This is a genomic window from Methylomonas sp. DH-1, assembly GCF_046097555.1.
GTDB lineage: Bacteria > Pseudomonadota > Gammaproteobacteria > Methylococcales > Methylomonadaceae > Methylomonas > Methylomonas koyamae.
In genome coordinates, this window is the sequence record NZ_CP143089.1 from 4,209,559 (window position 1) to 4,225,696 (window position 16,138).

14 protein-coding genes are annotated in these 16,138 nt (G+C 57.8%); 4 read left to right on the top strand and 10 right to left on the bottom strand.

Translation table 11 applies throughout. The features are described 5' to 3' along the window. Positions 1-2: 2 nt before the first annotated feature. Positions 3-458: an ankyrin repeat domain-containing protein gene (locus tag VXJ35_RS19275; RefSeq protein ID WP_064022805.1), complete on the top strand. Its 456-nt coding sequence runs from the start codon at positions 3-5 to the stop codon at positions 456-458. 206 nt (positions 459-664) lie between these two features. Here VXJ35_RS19275 and VXJ35_RS19280 read toward each other — a convergent pair whose 3' ends face one another. The 3 genes from VXJ35_RS19280 to VXJ35_RS19290 form a co-directional block, all read right to left on the bottom strand. Next, complete coding sequence (locus VXJ35_RS19280) at positions 665-1,891, bottom strand: methyl-accepting chemotaxis protein (protein WP_197495901.1); 1,227 nt, start codon at positions 1,889-1,891, stop codon at positions 665-667. 470 nt (positions 1,892-2,361) lie between these two features. Then, positions 2,362-3,459: an IS5 family transposase gene (locus tag VXJ35_RS19285; protein ID WP_064022807.1), complete on the bottom strand. Its 1,098-nt coding sequence runs from the start codon at positions 3,457-3,459 to the stop codon at positions 2,362-2,364. Between the two features lie 47 nt (positions 3,460-3,506). Further along, entirely contained in the window at positions 3,507-3,815 is a 309-nt protein-coding gene (locus tag VXJ35_RS19290) for a hypothetical protein (protein ID WP_157198236.1), read from the bottom strand. Positions 3,816-3,913: 98 nt separating this feature from the next. Here VXJ35_RS19290 and VXJ35_RS19295 point away from each other — a divergent pair, with 98 nt between their 5' ends. Then, complete coding sequence (locus tag VXJ35_RS19295) at positions 3,914-4,831, top strand: glycosyltransferase family 2 protein (RefSeq protein WP_197495903.1); 918 nt, start codon at positions 3,914-3,916, stop codon at positions 4,829-4,831. Between the two features lie 5 nt (positions 4,832-4,836). On the opposite strand, the gene VXJ35_RS19300 is transcribed toward VXJ35_RS19295, so the two are convergent. From VXJ35_RS19300 to VXJ35_RS19325, 6 genes are read right to left on the bottom strand one after another with little or no spacing between them, the layout of a single operon-like run. Continuing rightward, entirely contained in the window at positions 4,837-6,966 is a 2,130-nt protein-coding gene (locus tag VXJ35_RS19300) for a bifunctional diguanylate cyclase/phosphodiesterase (RefSeq protein WP_064022808.1), read from the bottom strand. A gap of 4 nt (positions 6,967-6,970) precedes the next feature. Then, a complete protein-coding gene (locus tag VXJ35_RS19305) occupies positions 6,971-8,593 on the bottom strand; it encodes a HAMP domain-containing sensor histidine kinase (protein ID WP_064022809.1) in 1,623 nt (540 codons plus the stop codon). Beyond that, positions 8,593-9,213 carry a DUF1638 domain-containing protein gene (locus tag VXJ35_RS19310; protein ID WP_054761112.1) on the bottom strand — a complete coding sequence of 207 codons (621 nt, stop codon included), beginning with the start codon at positions 9,211-9,213 and terminating at the stop codon, positions 8,593-8,595. The genes VXJ35_RS19305 and VXJ35_RS19310 overlap by 1 nt, the downstream gene beginning before the upstream one ends. Next, the gene (locus tag VXJ35_RS19315) at positions 9,210-10,238 is read right to left on the bottom strand and encodes a uroporphyrinogen decarboxylase family protein (RefSeq protein ID WP_064022810.1); all 1,029 of its coding nucleotides are present in this window, start codon (positions 10,236-10,238) and stop codon (positions 9,210-9,212) included. The genes VXJ35_RS19310 and VXJ35_RS19315 overlap by 4 nt, the downstream gene beginning before the upstream one ends. Beyond that, positions 10,235-10,900: a B12-binding domain-containing protein gene (locus VXJ35_RS19320; protein ID WP_064022811.1), complete on the bottom strand. Its 666-nt coding sequence runs from the start codon at positions 10,898-10,900 to the stop codon at positions 10,235-10,237. Before VXJ35_RS19320 ends, VXJ35_RS19315 begins: the two co-directional genes overlap by 4 nt. 5 nt (positions 10,901-10,905) lie before the next feature. Next, complete coding sequence (locus tag VXJ35_RS19325; protein WP_064022812.1) at positions 10,906-12,531, bottom strand: ASKHA domain-containing protein; 1,626 nt, start codon at positions 12,529-12,531, stop codon at positions 10,906-10,908. Between the two features lie 368 nt (positions 12,532-12,899). Here VXJ35_RS19325 and VXJ35_RS19330 point away from each other — a divergent pair, with 368 nt between their 5' ends. Together VXJ35_RS19330 and VXJ35_RS19335 are read left to right on the top strand one after the other, a co-directional pair. Beyond that, on the top strand, positions 12,900-14,180 hold the full coding sequence (locus VXJ35_RS19330; RefSeq protein WP_064022813.1) for an ATP-binding protein: 1,281 nt from the start codon (positions 12,900-12,902) through the stop codon (positions 14,178-14,180). A 94-nt stretch (positions 14,181-14,274) separates the two neighbouring features. Beyond that, on the top strand, positions 14,275-14,814 hold the full coding sequence (locus tag VXJ35_RS19335; protein WP_064022814.1) for a response regulator: 540 nt from the start codon (positions 14,275-14,277) through the stop codon (positions 14,812-14,814). Positions 14,815-14,831: 17 nt separating this feature from the next. Here the strand turns inward: VXJ35_RS19335 and VXJ35_RS19340 are convergent, their stop codons facing one another. Continuing rightward, positions 14,832-16,136, bottom strand: a complete 1,305-nt coding sequence (locus VXJ35_RS19340) for an HD domain-containing phosphohydrolase (protein ID WP_064022815.1) — start codon at positions 16,134-16,136, stop codon at positions 14,832-14,834. Positions 16,137-16,138: the final 2 nt, after the last annotated feature.

A 16,138-nucleotide genomic window follows, 5' to 3' on the forward strand; every position in this document is an offset into this window, starting at 1 on the left:
AATTGAACCCATTCGAACAATGGCTGGAACAACGCGGCTTCGCGCCGTTGTCCGAGGTAACGGTCAACGGCTGCGGCGAATACGCTGTGATTTTGGCGGCACGCGAAGGCCGTAGCGACGTGTTGGCGTATCTGATCCGGGAGCGCGGCGCTGACCTCGGCGTATGCGACGCTTACGGCAACAACGCACTGTGGGCGGCCTGTTTCGCCGAATCCGCCGAGTGCGTCGCCCTGCTGCTGCAGGCCGGCATCGACATCGATTACCAAAATCCCAGCGGTTCAACAGCGCTGATTTACGCCGCCTCGGCCGGCAAACACACTATCGTCGCGCAACTGCTGGCGGCCGGCGCCGATTGGCGCCTGACCACCGAGGACGATTTCAGCGCGCTGGATCTGGCCGCCAACCGCCAGTGTTTGCAAATACTGCGCGACCTCAGCCGCGGCGTCCGCGCCGACTGAATCGAAAGCTTTCGCCTGCGCAGGAAGCCACAAACGCAGCAGCGGATTTTCCTGCAGCCGGCCTCGACCGTCGATCATGCTAAATGCCGAAATTAACCAATTCACCGGTTAAGCGACCGCTTAGCCGCCCCGAAAACTGGCGCCTGCGGCCCATTGACGACGGAGCCTGGGCTAGTCAAACGCATAGCGCAAGCAATTCGACCGAATTAAAACAACTCCACGTCTTGGCCGGAAAATGCCGGCATTTGCATCGAATCGGGCTTTGTCGAGTGATTCAACAATAATTTCAAACCGGAAACCCGCTTATCGAAGCGTTGCAGGCCGCTACTTTCATCGCGATCCCGGTGCAATTCCATAAACTTATGGAAAATATCGCCAATTGCCTGATTTTTCTGGGACAAGCGGCCCATCATCTGGGTAACGATGTCTTCGAATTGAACGGCGACGACGCCTTCCATGGTTAATTGATGCATCTGCTCGGTGACTTCGGTGATCTGGTGCGAGTGTTCGCGCGCTAACTTCGAAAGCGCAACCAACTCAGTACCGATCTGCATCAAATTTTCTTGGGAATCTTCGGCGATACTCAAGTCGGTATTATTTGCCAGCGTCACGCTGGCGTCGATATCCGACATCGAACGCAAAATCTCCGCCAGAGTACCGCGAATTTGGTTGTTGAATTCGCTGGTATTGTGAGCCAACTTTCGAACTTCATCGGCGACTACCGCAAAGCCGCGTCCGGCCTCGCCCGCTCTAGCCGCTTCGATAGCGGCATTGAGTGCAAGCAAGTCGGTTTGCGTGGTAATCGATGTAATCTGGTTCAGCAGGCCGCTAATCCGCTCGACCTGGGTTTTCATCTGGTTAAAACTATGGGAGATACGCCGGCTGTTGTCGTTGAGTTCCTTTATTTTGCGGACGAATTCGTCGATCAGATGATTGGCTTCGCTGAAAAAACGGTGGATTCCGACTTGTTCTTGCGCCTGCTCTTGCTCACAGTTGCCGGTCATCAGCAACATTTGGTCGATTAACGTGGCCAAGACCGCCTGTTGTTTTGCCGAAAGCGTTTGCAAACCGGTCAAGCTGCCGTGCAATTTACCGACCGAATCTTTGATCAAATTTTTCGCCGTATCCATTTCGCTCTGGAAATCGGTGATTTTCCGGCCGGCTTGGCCCAACACTTGGTCGGATAACTGTTGGTATTCGCTGATCACCGCGTCGAGTGCGGCCATACGGCTCTGTTGCTCGGAGTACCATTTGGCCCGACTCCGCGACGACAAAACGCTAGCGACGGCTAACAGCAGCATTAAAGCCAAGTAGCCATGCGGCACGAAACGGTCGGTCAGTAAATGCCATAGCTCGAAGCCTATCGACATGAAAATAGCTGCGGCAGTCAATTGGAAATCGACGCGCTTGGCAATCGCGGTGGTGGACAACATCGGCATTGTTCTCGGATAGCTGAAATTGACAAACGCTTGCGCATCAGTACGACGGCAAGCGCCCCGATACAATTGTAGGCTAATTCTTGGTTACATGTAGTCATAGGACTACATTGGTGCCGGAAACGGATTCTCCGCAATCAACGGAGCTCGTTAATTGTTGCGACTGATTCGAGTACAAAGCGGCAATGGCAGACACTACGCCGACCGCTGCTAACCGGCGCGACGCGGCGGGCTGCTACTGCTGCTTGTCCGCGACCAGGAGATTGGGCATGGCAAGCGTTCGAACCCGCAACCGCGGCCTAGCAGGCTGGTGAAAAACCCACCGATATTTCCCCTTACCCACGGTTTCCGTGATTTTTTCGTGTTGAAATCGGTCATGACATCGAGTTTCAACCGTTTTGCCCCTGTTTCAAGGGCTTTTTATTCGCCTGAAGCCGTCTGTGGACGGTTTTCAGGCGTACTTCACCCTAGGTGGGCGCACTCCACGCCGGTTTCGGCGTGAACACCAATAGGTTGAGCAAGCGCGTCAGGTTGTAGGCGGCGAAGCAAAACAAGGCTTGGCCAGCGACTTTGGCTAAGCCGATGTGACGGGTTTTGCGCAGGCCGCCGACCGTTTTGACCCAGCCGAAGGCTTCTTCGACGATTTTGCGGCGCTTGAGGCTTTGAGCGTACGCTTTGCCGCGAGCGGTGCGGCCATCGACGGCACTGCCGGTCTTTTTGCGGGCCACATGGGCCTTGATGTCTTGGGTGTTGAGTCCGTTGACGAACGCCGGTTGGTCATAGCCTTTGTCGGCACCGACGCTACCGCCTTTGGGCACACGGCGTTTGATCATTGTTTGTGCGGCTTCGATTTCAGCGGTGCCGGTGGCTTGGGTGGTTTCGACATCGACAATCAGGCCGTTACGATTCTCGGATAGGGCATGGGTGATGTAACGCAGTTTGGCCTCGGTGTATTCGCCTTTTTTGTAGAGCCGCGCTTCCGGGTCTGTCGTGCTTTGGTGGGTGGCGTTGCTGCGCTTTTCGCCGCTGAAGTCGACCTCGGGATTGCGGCCGGCGGGTTTATCAGGACCGCTGCCGTCTTTCTTCACGAAGCTTTTGTGCGAGGCCCAGGCTTCGATCAGGCTGCCATCGACACTGAAGTGCTCGTCGGACACCAGATTCTGCCATTCGGCAATGGCCAAGACCCGTTCAAAAAACTCGCGACTCAGTGCTTCGGACAGCAGGCGCTCGCGGTTGGCGCTGAACACGCTGCGTTCCCAGACAGCATCGTCGATACCCAAACCGACAAACCAGCGAAACAGCAGGTTGTAGTCCAGCTGTTCCATCAACTGGCGTTCGCTACGAACGGTGTACAGCACTTGCAATAGCAAGGCGCGCAGCAATTTTTCGGGCGCAATCGACGGGCGGCCAGTGTGCGAGTAACGCTCGGCAAAGACGGCATTCATAGAGGTCAATACGCCATCGACGAGTAGACGTAAACGACGCAACGGATGCTGTTTGGGAATACGTTCTTCCAGGCTAACGTAGCTGAACCAGCTACTTTGAATGGCATCGTGTCCGCGCATGGGGGGCTTCTCCAATTTAGATGCGCTATTTTACTTGTTTGCTGAGGCTATGCGCCTTGATGACTGCAGCTTTGGGAGTTTTTCACCAGCCTGCTAGCCGCCGCTGGAATTAACGCTGAAAATCGAGTATTTTTTGCAAAGATTCGATTTTGCAAAAAGATTTTTCCGCTCATTCCGCTCAAATCCAGCAAAATCTCGGGATAACCACTGCCTTCGCGGCCCGATCCGGTGACGCATTGTTGCGGTTCAAAAAACGGAACCGATACTCGGACTAATGCATAATTCGATGCTGCGAAGCGATACCGGGTGAATTTTCTCCGCTTAATCCGATTGTTTACAGAACCTTGAGTTGCCATGGCTCGGGAATATGTATCCAGGATTCATACTGCTCCGAAACAACTGGGCTTCGGCAAATCAGAAAATCAATCCATCGTTAATATTCAAGGATCTGGTAATGAACACCTCCCTTATTTCCGTAATCATGCCTTGTTACAATGCTGAAAATTACGTTGAGAGCGCAGTCGAAAGCGTGTTTCGGCAAACCCACGCCAATGTGGAATTAATTGTTGTTGACGACGGTTCAACTGATAAAAGTTATTCGGCTCTAACCCAATGCCAACAGAAATACCCGAATCTAAAAGTTTTTCAGCAATCGAATCAAGGCCCTTTTCCGGCCCGGAATTTGGCGCTGAAACATGCCGTCGGCGAGTTTATTGCCTTTCTTGATGCCGACGACTACTGGGCACCGGATTTCCTCGAAAAACTGTTGCAAGGTATCGAGAACAATAACGCCGACCTTAGTTATTGCGGTTGGCAAAATGTGGTTGAAGGCGGAGAAAATGGCCCGGCTTATCTGCCCCCCCCCTATGAGAAAGGCGATATCTCGCAAGCATTTCTAGCGTCTTGCCCATGGCCTATTCACGCCGCCTTGGTGCGGCGAGAAATTATCGAAAAAGCCAACGGGTTTTCGCTGCGCCGATTCAGCGCGATGGACTACGACTTATGGATCCGTATCTCGGCGATCACTCGGAATATTGTTTTAGTACCCGAAGTCTTGGCATTTTATCGCTGGCATAACCATGGTCAGATTTCGTCGATTAAGTGGCGGCAAGTGCTGGATGGCTGGCAAGTCAGAAAGGATTTTGTAACGCAAAACCCCGAATTGGTGGCCCATATTCCCCAGGAAAGGCTAGACGAATTAGTAAACGGCAGCGTTTTTACTCAAGCGTATTCGGCTTTTTGGAAGCGAGATTTGGTTTCCTCGCAACGCTTATTTCGAGAAATATTCAAATCCGGTATTTGGCGCTTTAAGGATTTGAAATACATCGGCTTGAGCTTCCTTCCTTATGCTGTTCTCAGCCGGATAGTTTAATCCGATTACCCCACCCTCAGCGGCTGCGTCTGCCGCCCCGGACCCAACCGCCATTCCTGGTGCGGCGTCCAGGCGGCTATCCAAGCCGACAATTGTTCGGCCGGCATCGGCCTGGCGATACCGTAACCTTGGGCGTTGTCGCAGCCCAATTCCAGCAACAGCAAGCCATGGGCAGCACTTTCCACGCCTTCAGCGACGACGCGGCGGTTGAAGGCGGCGCTCAAGTTGATGATGCCGGCGACGATAGCCAGATCCTCCGGATCGGCCAAAATATCGCGGATGAAGGACTGGTCGATTTTCAGGGTTTCGGCCGGCAGGGCTTTCAAATAGGTCAACGACGAGTAACCGGTACCGAAATCGTCCAGCGCGAAACTGACGCCCAGTTTCTGGCATTCCCGCATCACACCGGTGACGCGGCCGATATCTTCCAGCGCGGCGGTTTCCAAAATCTCCAGTTCCAAGCAATTCGCCGCCAATTGCGGATATTGGGCAAAACCGGCTTGCAATGTGGTAACGAAATCCGCATCCAACAAATGCCGCGGCGCGATATTGACGCTGAGCGGAATATTCAGGCCGCCGGCCTGCCACTGCGCGGCATGCACCAAAGCCTGGCGCAGTACCCAGTTGCCGACGGCAATAGCCAGGTCTGAGCCTTCGATGTCCGGCAGAAACGCCGCCGGCAGCAACAAGCCACGTTCGGGATGGTGCCAGCGGATCAAGGCTTCGGCGCCCAATATCCGGCCGCTGCGCATATTGACTTTGGGCTGGAAGTACAGCGCCAATTCGCCGTTGCGCAATGCCGAGCCGATCCGCGCCAGGGCGCTTCCGCGTACCGAGCAGAGCCGGTCCTGCTCGCGATCGAACAGGTGGTAACGGTTTTTACCGCCCTGTTTAGCGGTGTACATGGCCTGGTCGGCATGACGCAGCAAGGTTTCGGCATCGGCCGGGTCGGCCGGAAACAGCGTGTAACCGAGGCTGGCCGAAACGCTGACGTAATGCCCGCCGATTGCGGCCGGTTCCGCCACCCGGTCCAGCATGCGCTGCAACACGGCCTGGCATTCGTGGGCCGCATTAAAATCCAGCAACAGCAACACGAATTCGTCGCCGCCGATCCGGGCTACCGTGTCGCCGGCGCGCAAACAGTCCTTGATGCGCTGCGATATCTCGATCAGTAACTGGTCGCCGACATCGTGGCCGAATTGGTCGTTGATCGGCTTGAAACCGTCCAGGTCCAGATAGCACACCGCCATGGTATTGCTGGCGCGGCGGGTGTGCGCCAGGGCCTGGCTCAGGCGATCGGCCAGCAAAACCCGATTGGGGATGCCGGTCAACGGATCGAAATGGGCGATGCGTTCCAGGTCGAGTTCGTGGTTCTTCAGCGGCGTAATGTCGGCGGAAAGGCCGATGTAGTGGTGCACCCGGCCGTGTTCGTCCCGCACGACCGAAATCGACGTCAACGCGGCGTATACCTCGCCGCTTTTGCGCCGGTTCCACAACTCGCCGTTCCAGTAGCCGCTGCCGAGCAGCGAACACCACATGCTTTCGTAAAATTCGGCCGATTGCCGCCCGGATTTCAGCACGCTGGGATTTTTACCCAGGGCCTCGTCCTTGCTGTAACCGGTCATTCGGCTGAACGCGTTGTTGACGTCGATGATCCGGTTTTCGGCATCGGTGATCACCACGCTGTCGTGGGTATGGGCGAATACGCTGGCGGCCAGGCGCAGAGCGGCCTCGCGCCGCTGCAACTCGCGGCGTAGCCGTTCCCGTTCCAACAGGTTGCGAATCCGCAGCCGGGCGATTTCGATATTCAGCGGCTTGGTCAGGTAGTCGGCGGCGCCCAGCGCAAAACCGTGGGTCTCGGCCTCGGCATCGTTCATCGCAGTGATGAACACGACCGGAATGTCGCGTAACCGCGGATCGAGTTTCAACCGGCGGCAAGTTTCGTAGCCGTCCATGTCCGGCATCATGATGTCCAGCAGTATCAAATCCGGCGGATCGTCCTGCGCCAGCTCCAACCCCCTGGCGCCGGAGGTGGCGATCTGGATCTGGTAATCGTCCTGCAATGCCAATCCCAGTAGCGCCAGATTGGTCGGCATGTCGTCGATGGCAAGGATCTTCTGGTTATCTTTAGCCATGCGCCTAGCCAGCCTCGGAATTTAGCGCGGCGCGAAACAGCCGCAGTTGGGCTAAAGCTTGTTCGAACTTCATATCGTTCACCGCTTGGCCGATCGCGGCAAACCGTTCCGCCGCAACCGGCGGCTCAACTTCGGCTTGCAGCCGCTGGTACTGGCCGACCGCCTGGAACATGTTCTTCACCAATAGCCGTTCCAGTTCGTCCAATTCCGCGCCAAGCTGCGGTAAATCGCGCAGCAACGCGATTTCCGCGGGCGGTATTGCCGCTGGCGGCAGCTCCCGGCCGTTAAGCGCCGTCTCCGCCGCTGCCGCCGGCGATTCGACAGCTTGGACCGCTTCCTGATGCACCGCTCTGCCATTGACTCCATTCGCAAGCAGCGGGCATTCGATCGGTTCCGCCCCAATCCGAAACCAAAACCTCGAGCCCTGGCCGAGCACGCTGTCCACGCCGGCTTCGCCGCCCATCAGTTCGGCAAAACGGCGCACTATGGACAGGCCCAGCCCGGTGCCGGCATAGCGCCGGGTCGAACCGGCGTCGATTTGGCTGAACGGTTTGAACAGCAGACGTTGTTGTTCCGCGCCGATGCCGACGCCGGTATCCGCCACCGAAAACTCCAGCCGCGCTCCGCCCTTGCCACGGCCGAGTTCGCAGCCCTGCAAGGCGATTTCGCCGGAGTCGCTGAATTTAATGGCGTTGCTGACCAGATTGGACAGCATTTGCCGCAGCCGGATTTGGTCGAGTAGATAGCATTGTTCGGCCGGCCCGCGCCAGACCGCGGCCAGCGTCAGATTTTTTTGGCGGGCGCTTTCGCCGAACAGCGAATGCACTTCCCGCAGAATATGGGCCGGGGCCACCGCCGCGTAATTTAATTCCAGGCGATTGGCTTCGATCTTGGATAGATCCAGCACGTCGTTCAGCAGCGTCAACAGGGTTTGGCCGGAAGACAGAATGGTGCGGGCGCACTCGCGGTGTTTTTCCGGCGAGCAGTCGGGCAGGGCCAGCAATTGCGCCATGCCGAGGATGCCGTTCAATGGAGTACGGATTTCGTGGGACATCGTTGCCAGAAAGTTGCTTTTAGCCTTGTTTGCCGCCTCGGCAACCCGGGTTTTGATCTCGTTGCTCAAAATCAAGGCCATGTGCGAAAAAAAGGGGGTCAGATAGTCGCGCATTTGCGCGCTGCCGAGCATATCGGTCATTTTGACCACGCCGATCAGTTCGTTGCCGGCCAGCAACGGCATCACCCAAGTGCAAGCGACGGCCGGCGTCGAACCGCGTAGTAGGGTATGCGCCGAATCGCTGGGCTGTTCCACGAAACGGCGCTGAGCGAATACATTGGCCACCAACGGATCGTCGATTTTGCCGACCGTACGCCGCTCGCCGGCCAAATTGGCGTAATGGATCTCGCCTTCGTCCAGATAGTAGATTTCGACGTTGCTGCCGCCCAGACTGCCGCACAAAGCCATCATCAAATTTTCCAGCATGCTGTCGACGCCGGCTATCGGGTTCAACAATTCCACCATGTGCAGAATCAGATACAGGTTGGCTTTTTCTTCCGATACTTTGCGCAAGCGGGCTTCCAGATGCTCGATGCGATCCAGTAACGCCTGCTGGCCGGCTGGGACGGACATTAGGGTTCGGCCGCCAAACGGCGTTGAATGGCATCGGCCAGCACCAATTCCAGATGGCTCAGGTCGACGTCCTGCCAACGTAGCGGCAAATCGACAAAGCGCGCCGCCGCCTCGGCAGCGCTGGTAAAGTCGGAGTTGCAGGGTGTGCGCAGCGCCAGAATGTATTTGTGGCTGCTGTGGAAAATCTCGCGAACAACGGCGTTATTGTTGCCGAAGCAAGCGGTGATCATCGGCTCCCAGGTCAGGGCCCAATCTTCCAACAAAAAATAGGCGCCCTGTTCCAGCTCCTGCATGAAACGCTCGTAACCGAGCAGCATGACGATGCAGTTTTGGCCATGAGTACGGCAGGTATGGTGGCCTTCCAGATAATTTTCCATCAACGGGTGGCAACTGCCATAGAACACCACGGTCTTCTCGCCCAATTTCTCGCGCTCTTCCAGGGCTTGGTTCAATTCGGTCGACAAGCGGTTCAAATAATTGTGCAACGCCGAATTCAAGTAATGGGTGTGCACGTTCCAATGGTTCTTTTCGATCAAACGGTCCACTTCCTTGCGCAGGATACCGCAGCCAACCAAGGTTAAGGCGGGTTGCGGCTCCGGATTCAAAGTAAACGTTTTCATTGCCAACTCCCGTATTCGAAGGCAGCGGCCAACATCGCCCGGATATTGGCTTCCGGCACCGCCAATGGCATCACGCCGTTGCCGAACAAGAAATGGCCGCCGGGCTTGCCGATTTCGATGATGCGTTTGACTTCGGCCCGGGTCTGCTCCGGCGTCCAGTGGATCATGCGGATATCGTCGATCACACCGCAGCATAGCCCCCGGTTGCCGATCAAGACTTTGGCTTCGGCCAAATCCGCAAGCGGTCCAAGATAATGCGTCGTGATTCCCAACTCGGCGAACACCAAATCGATGACTTCGTTGAACGGCGCCATGCCGCAATAATAGACAATACCTTCCACTCCACCCGGGACCAAGTCGCGCCGCATCCAGGGCAGCACGCCTGCTTCGACTTGGCGGCGGCCGACGAAATACGGCGAACCGAACGGGGTGGAGTAGATCAGTACATTGGCGCCGGCGGCGCGCAAAGCGCCAATCTCCTGGTGGAAAAAATCGGAACATTTGCGCAGTAACTCGTCGCGCAAGTCGAACGGACCGAGCAAAAACAACTCCATCCATTTATCCATGCCCATCAGGATGGCGGGCAGCGTGGTCGAGGCCGTCGCATACGCGCAAATCGGATGGGTGGCGCCGACTTCGTCGACCAATATCGACAGGCATTCGCCGATCGGCTGCCAGGCTTCGGTTTGAGTGATGTCGGCCGGGATTTCGAATTTAGCGATATCGTCCAGACTTTTGATTACGAAGTCGGCGACGTTCGGCACGCCGTCGTCCGCGAACAGGATTTCTTTACAACCCAATATCTCGGCCTCTTTACCGACATAGTGCAAGCTCCAAACATTGTCGTGGCCGTACCGCAGTTGCATGCGTAATTGGGCTTCGGCGACCGCGGCACCGTCGGCAAAATAGCTCTGCGGCCGCAGGCCCATTTCGCGGGCGCCTTGGTCGAGCAAGTTGCAAAACACCGGAATTCGCGGCGCCGGAGTGCCGTTTTGTGCGGCGGCCAATATTTGTAGCGGCGTCACGGTTTCACCTCGCGGATCAATTCGACAATGGTTTTGGCGGCATTGACGCCGTCGGCGGCCCAGGCGTCGGCGCCGACCTTCAAATAAAGCTCGGTGTCGAAACGGTAAGGCGCGCCGCCCACCGCCAGTTTGATCCGGTCTTCCAAGCCGCGCTCCTTCAGCAGCGCCCTCACCTTCAGGCTGCCGTTTTCGCCGATCGCGGTGTGTACCATCATCGCCGAAATAGCGATGACCTGCGCCTGCTCGGCCACCGCAGCATCGACGAAACGCTCGGCGCTGACGTTGGAGCCGAGATCGACAACATCGACCATCAACGACTTCAGGCAACCGGAGACGATGCGTTTACCGAGCGAATGCAGATCGCCGTAAGCGGCGCCGATCACAACCCGGCCTATCATTTCCGGCGGCTTGCTGAATTTTTCCAGCATTTTTTCGGTGACGTCCGCGGCGATCTGCGCGGTCATGAAGTGTTGGGCCAGATTGGCGTCGGGATCTTGTTCGATGAAGGCCATCATTTGTTCGACGGCCGGAATCACCAGCTTGAACACGATTTCTTCGGCGCTGAAGCCTTCCTGCAGCGCCCGGTTGACAACGTCGAGCGCGGTTTGTTTGTCGGTTTCGAACACCGCGTCATTGTAAGCTTGAATGTAGGCCTCAAGCATCGTGTTTACTCCGTAGCGCCGATGGGTTGCAGGCGCAAGTGGTCGATGAAGCGGTTTTCGTATTCGACAACCCCGCCGAGATTGACGACCTCGATCCGCTGCGTGATTTCGGCTCTGAATTTACCGGGCTCCGCCGCCAGCAACAGTTTTTCGCAGCCGGCCAGACTGGCGTCGGCCAGCAGCCGGAAACGCGCCTGACTCAAAGCAGGCAGCAGGCCGAGACGGATGGCGGCGGACAGTTGCAAATGCCGGCCGAAGCTACCGCAAATCCAGAAGCTGTCGAGGCGGGCCAAATCGAGCCCGGCGAACACCGCTAATTGTGCCATGGCGGCCGCGGTCGAAGCTTTAGCGCGCTGGAAAATGTCGATGTCGCTCGCAAAAATAGCGGTACGCGGATTGTCCGGGTCCAACCGTAAGCCCGCCGCCGGTTGCGCCGCGGCAAAACGGCCGGACGGCTTCAACCGCCCCTCCGCCAGCAGCAGCGCAACGGCATCGATAAAGCCGCTACCGCAAAAACCGCGGGCCGGCGCGGCGTCTAGGGTATGTAACCGCGGGATGCCGGCGCCGGGCTCGACCCGGTGGATTGCCCCCGCCTCCGCGCCGATACCGTTACGGATGCCGACGCCTTCGAATGCCGGACCGCCCGGCACCGAAGTAGCCCATATGCGGCTGCCGTCCCACAACGCGATCTCGGTATTGGTGCCGAAATCCGCCAGCATGGCCGGAGCGGGCTGAGCGGTGATGTCGGCGGCAATCAACGCGGCCAGCAGGTCAGAACCGACAAAGCCGGCCAGGGGCTGGCCAATTTCGATATCGGCATGCGGCATGCGCCAGCTCTCGCGCCAGGCGGCCGCGTCGTCCGGGATGCAGGCAATCGGCGCTTGCCAATTTGCCGGATCGTATAGGCTGTCGCCGCTTGCGCCGCAAATCAGACTCAGCATCGCGGTATTACCGACGATCAGCACTTTACCGATTTGCGCCAGAATCGGCGCGATTTCGCCCAAATCGCGGCTAAGGATGTCGCGAATACCCTCGATCACCGCCTTGCGCGCTTCGCCGGCCAGCACCCGGCTCTGCGCCGGGGCCAGGCGTTCGGCATCCAGCCGGGTCAAAACGTCGGCGCCGTGGCTAAGCTGGGGATTGATGCCGATCCGGCTGCCGATCCGGCGGCCGGTTTGCCGCTGCCATAGCGACAAGCGGATGTGGGTGGTGCCGAGATCGACCGCAACGCCGAAAGGATGATCGCCCAGCGCGGGGTTGCCTGCCGTGCACAAGCGACAAGCGCTGTCCAGACTTTTCCATACCGACTCCGGTGCAGGATGCTCCAGAGACAACTTCGCCGGGCCGCGGGCATACAACTGGCAAGCCAGGCGCCGGCCCTGCGCCAGGTCTTCCGGCAACAGTTTTTGCCGTTCGGCCATGGTCGGCGGGTTGAAGTCCCCTTCCAGAACGGTGATCAGACAGGCGCCGCAGGTCCCCAACCCGCCGCAGGCGGCGCGGACCCGCAATTCGCCGGTATCCAGGGCGTGGCGCACCGACGTTTGCGGGCCGATTTGCAGCGTCCGCTGCCGGTCGCCGCAAACGACATCGACCGGCGATCCGGCGGCCGCCGGCCGGCTTTCGCTATTCATAGCGCGCCGGCCCGGCCGCGGAAGGAAAAACGGCTCGGCGGCAAGCGTCGGCCTGGCGTTGAAAACATTTGCCTCGTCCCCCTGTAATTTGGCTATGCTCGCGTTAAGCGTTGACAGCAGATGAAGACGCCATCCCGCAGCGGATTCACTTCGTGCGCCATGGCGATGCCGGAGCAACGCCATTTTAAAAACACAAACTTAGCCTTAATGTCCGGCTCCGGACCCGTTCGGCGCGAGCGCGGTTGGCGTAACCCCGCGCGCAGCCTAAACTATCCGGGCAATGACCTATTTTAGCAAGGCAGCGCAAGCGCGCCCGATCCGTTCTGGAACGGCGGCGTTGCCGGACGCGCCAATTCAAGCGGAAGCCGATGGATTCAGCCACACCCGACCAAAACCAACGCCCCACCATTTTGCTGGTGGACGACGAACCGATCAATTTATCGGTCTTCGGCGAATTTCTGACGCGTTACTACCAGGTATTGGTGGCAACCGGCGGCCAGAGCGCGTTGAAACTGGCCAACAGCAAGGCCAAACCGGATTTGATTCTGCTGGACGTGATGATGCCGGGCATGGACGGTTACCAGGTACTGGCCGAATTGAAGGCCCAAGCCGACACCCGCGACATCCCGGTGATCTTCATCACCGCGCTGACGTCGGATCTGGAGGAAGAGCGCGGCTTGGCCTTGGGTGCGGTCGATTACATCTACAAGCCCTGCCATTTGTCGATTCTTTTGGCCCGCATCGGAACCCAACTCGAATTGAAAAAGGCCCGCGACTGGTTGCGCAACCAGAATGCAGTTTTGGAAGCGGAAGTCGAACGCCGGCAAAAGGAAAACCAGTTGGTGCAGATGCAGTTGTTGCAGTCGGAAAAGCTCGCCGCGATCGGCCAGTTGGCGGCCGGCATTGCCCACGAGATCAACAATCCGGTCGGTTTCGTCAACTCCAATCTGAATACCTTGTCCGGCTATCTGGCAGACCTGTTCTGCGTGATGGATGCCTATGCCGCCGCGCTGGCGGCCAACCAGATCGCCGAGCCGGCGCGGAGCGAGTTGCAGGCGCTACTGGCGAAAAAACAGTTGGCTTATTTGCGCGAGGACATTCCGGATTTGCTGGCCGAATCGCGGGAAGGTTTGGCGCGGGTACGCGGCATCGTCCAGGATTTGAAGGATTTCGCCCATTCCGACAGCGACACCTGGGAACTCAGCGATTTGCACAAAGGCCTGGATTCGACGCTGAATATCATTTGCAACGAATTGAAATACCACTGCAAAATCGTCAAGGAATACACCGAGATTCCGCAGATTTATTGCCTACCGTCGCAATTGAACCAGGTCTTCATGAATCTGCTGGTCAACGCCGGCCAAGCTATCGAAACCCAGGGCGTGGTCACCGTACGCACCGGTTGCCAGGCAAACGAGGTTTGGGTCGAGATCGGCGACAACGGCAGAGGTATTGCCCCCGAGCACATCAGCCGCTTGTTCGAACCGTTCTTCACCACCAAACCGGTCGGCAAGGGCACCGGCCTGGGCTTGTCGATTTCGCGCAATATCGTCGCCAAGCACGGCGGCCGGATCGAAGTGGACAGCGAGCCGGGCCGGGGCAGCCGGTTTCGGGTCTGCCTACCGATCGCTCGGCCGCAACCGGCCTGAGCCGGATAAGCCCGGTTCGAGCCGGGAAACTTGCACGCCGCGCGTTACGTGCCAGACTATTCGTATTCCGACAGATTTCCGACGGCCGCCCGCTATGAATGCAAGTCCCGCTAAAATTTTGATCGTCGACGACGAACCCAACGTACTGAAAGCCCTCAGCCGTTTATTGAAGGCCTACGCCACGGTAACCGTGGAAAGCGCCGAGGAAGCGTTGCTGATTGCAGAGCAGCAGGCGTTCGATCTGGTGATTTCCGACTACCGGATGCCGGGCATCAATGGCATCGACTTCCTGATTCTGTTCAAACGGCTGCAACCGGATGCGATTCGGGTGGTATTGACCGGCTTTGCCGATCTGGAAGGCGCGCAGCATGCCATCAACGAGGCCGAGGTTTTCCGTTTCATCAACAAGCCGTGGAGCAATCTGGAAATCGTCCACGTCGTGGAAAGCGGGCTGGCGCATAAACGCATGCTGCTGGAAAACCGGGCGCTGGCAGACCAAGTGCGGGCCCAGCAAAAATTGCTGGCGGAAAAGGATGCGCTGATTCGCGCGCTGGAAGCCGAGGAGCCGGGGATTACCAAGGTCAATTGGGCCGCGGACGGTTCGATTATTCTGGACGACGCCGATCTGGAGTAATGCCGGCGGGACCGTTCTTAGTGCCCTTGCCCCAGCCTGACCCGCAACACCAGACTCTTGCCGTGCTTGCGCAAGCCGAGGATGTCTTCGACGTGTTTGTCGGTCAGAATTTGATCTTTCAGATAAAGCACGTCGTTGCATAGCACTTCCGCCGCTTCCATGCCGGCTTGCAGTTGGGTCCAGGATATTTCGATCACCGGCCGCTCGTCGTTGGCCCGGGTTTCCTCCAGTACGGCCAGAAAAGTATCGACCACCTGCGGATCGTAATGCGTGCCTTTTTTCGACAGTAGCCGGGCTTTAACCTGTTCCGTGCTCATCGTGCTGCCGGTGATACTGCCGTCTAGCATCGTGATATATTCCCGAATCACCGTCAAAATCCGGCTGCCCAGCGGAATCGCCGCCCCCGCCAATCCGGCCGGGTAGCCGGAGCCGTCGTAATATTCGTATTGGTGGGCCACCAGTTCGGCGGCTTGGTGCAACGGCTCGATGCCGGCCAACAGTTGGTAGCCTTCCTGGGCATGATTCAAAAAACGTTTGCGTTGCTGGCCGTTCATCGAAAAATGCGGCAGCGTCAGCAAACTGTCCGGCAGGCTCATTTTGCCGATTTGCAGCAGCAAGCCGGCAAACACCACGTTTCTGACCTCCGTCGGCGGCAAACCCAGCCGCTGTGCCACTTCTTTGGCATGTTCGGCGATGTATTTGGCGAGGCCGCTCTTGATGCCGGGGCGCATTTCGATGATCCTGGCGAAGGCTTTGACCGACTCGTTGTACTGCCTTTTCAACGATTCGTTGGCTTGTTCGATCACCTGCAGCGACTTTTTCAATTGCTCGGTACGCTTTTCGACTTTTTCCTCCAGGCTGGAATTGAGTTCCTTCAATTCCAGGTTCTGGCGCTGGACGATGTCGTACAGGCGTTGGCGTTCCTCGCGCAGGCGCTTTTGGTCCAGCGCGTTGTTGACCAGGATTTTCAGCTCGTTGTCTTCCCAGGGCTTGCTGCAATAGCTGTAAATCCGGCCGTTGTTGACTGCGGCGATGGTCGATTCGATATCGGCGTAACCGGTCAACAGAATCCGCACCGTGTCCGGATGGCTCTCCGCGGCCCGGCTCAAAAACTCGGCACCGTCCATCTGCGGCATACGCATGTCGGAAATGATCAAATCGATCGCTTGGGTTCGCAGGATCTCCAGGCCGGCAGCACCGCTCTCGGCCAGGTGCACGGCGTATTCCGCCGAGCGGAACAGGCGTTTCAAGGCTTTCAGTACGTTCGGCTCGTCGTCGACGAACAGCAGTTGCGCGGTCGGGGCTTCGATATTCGCATTCATGG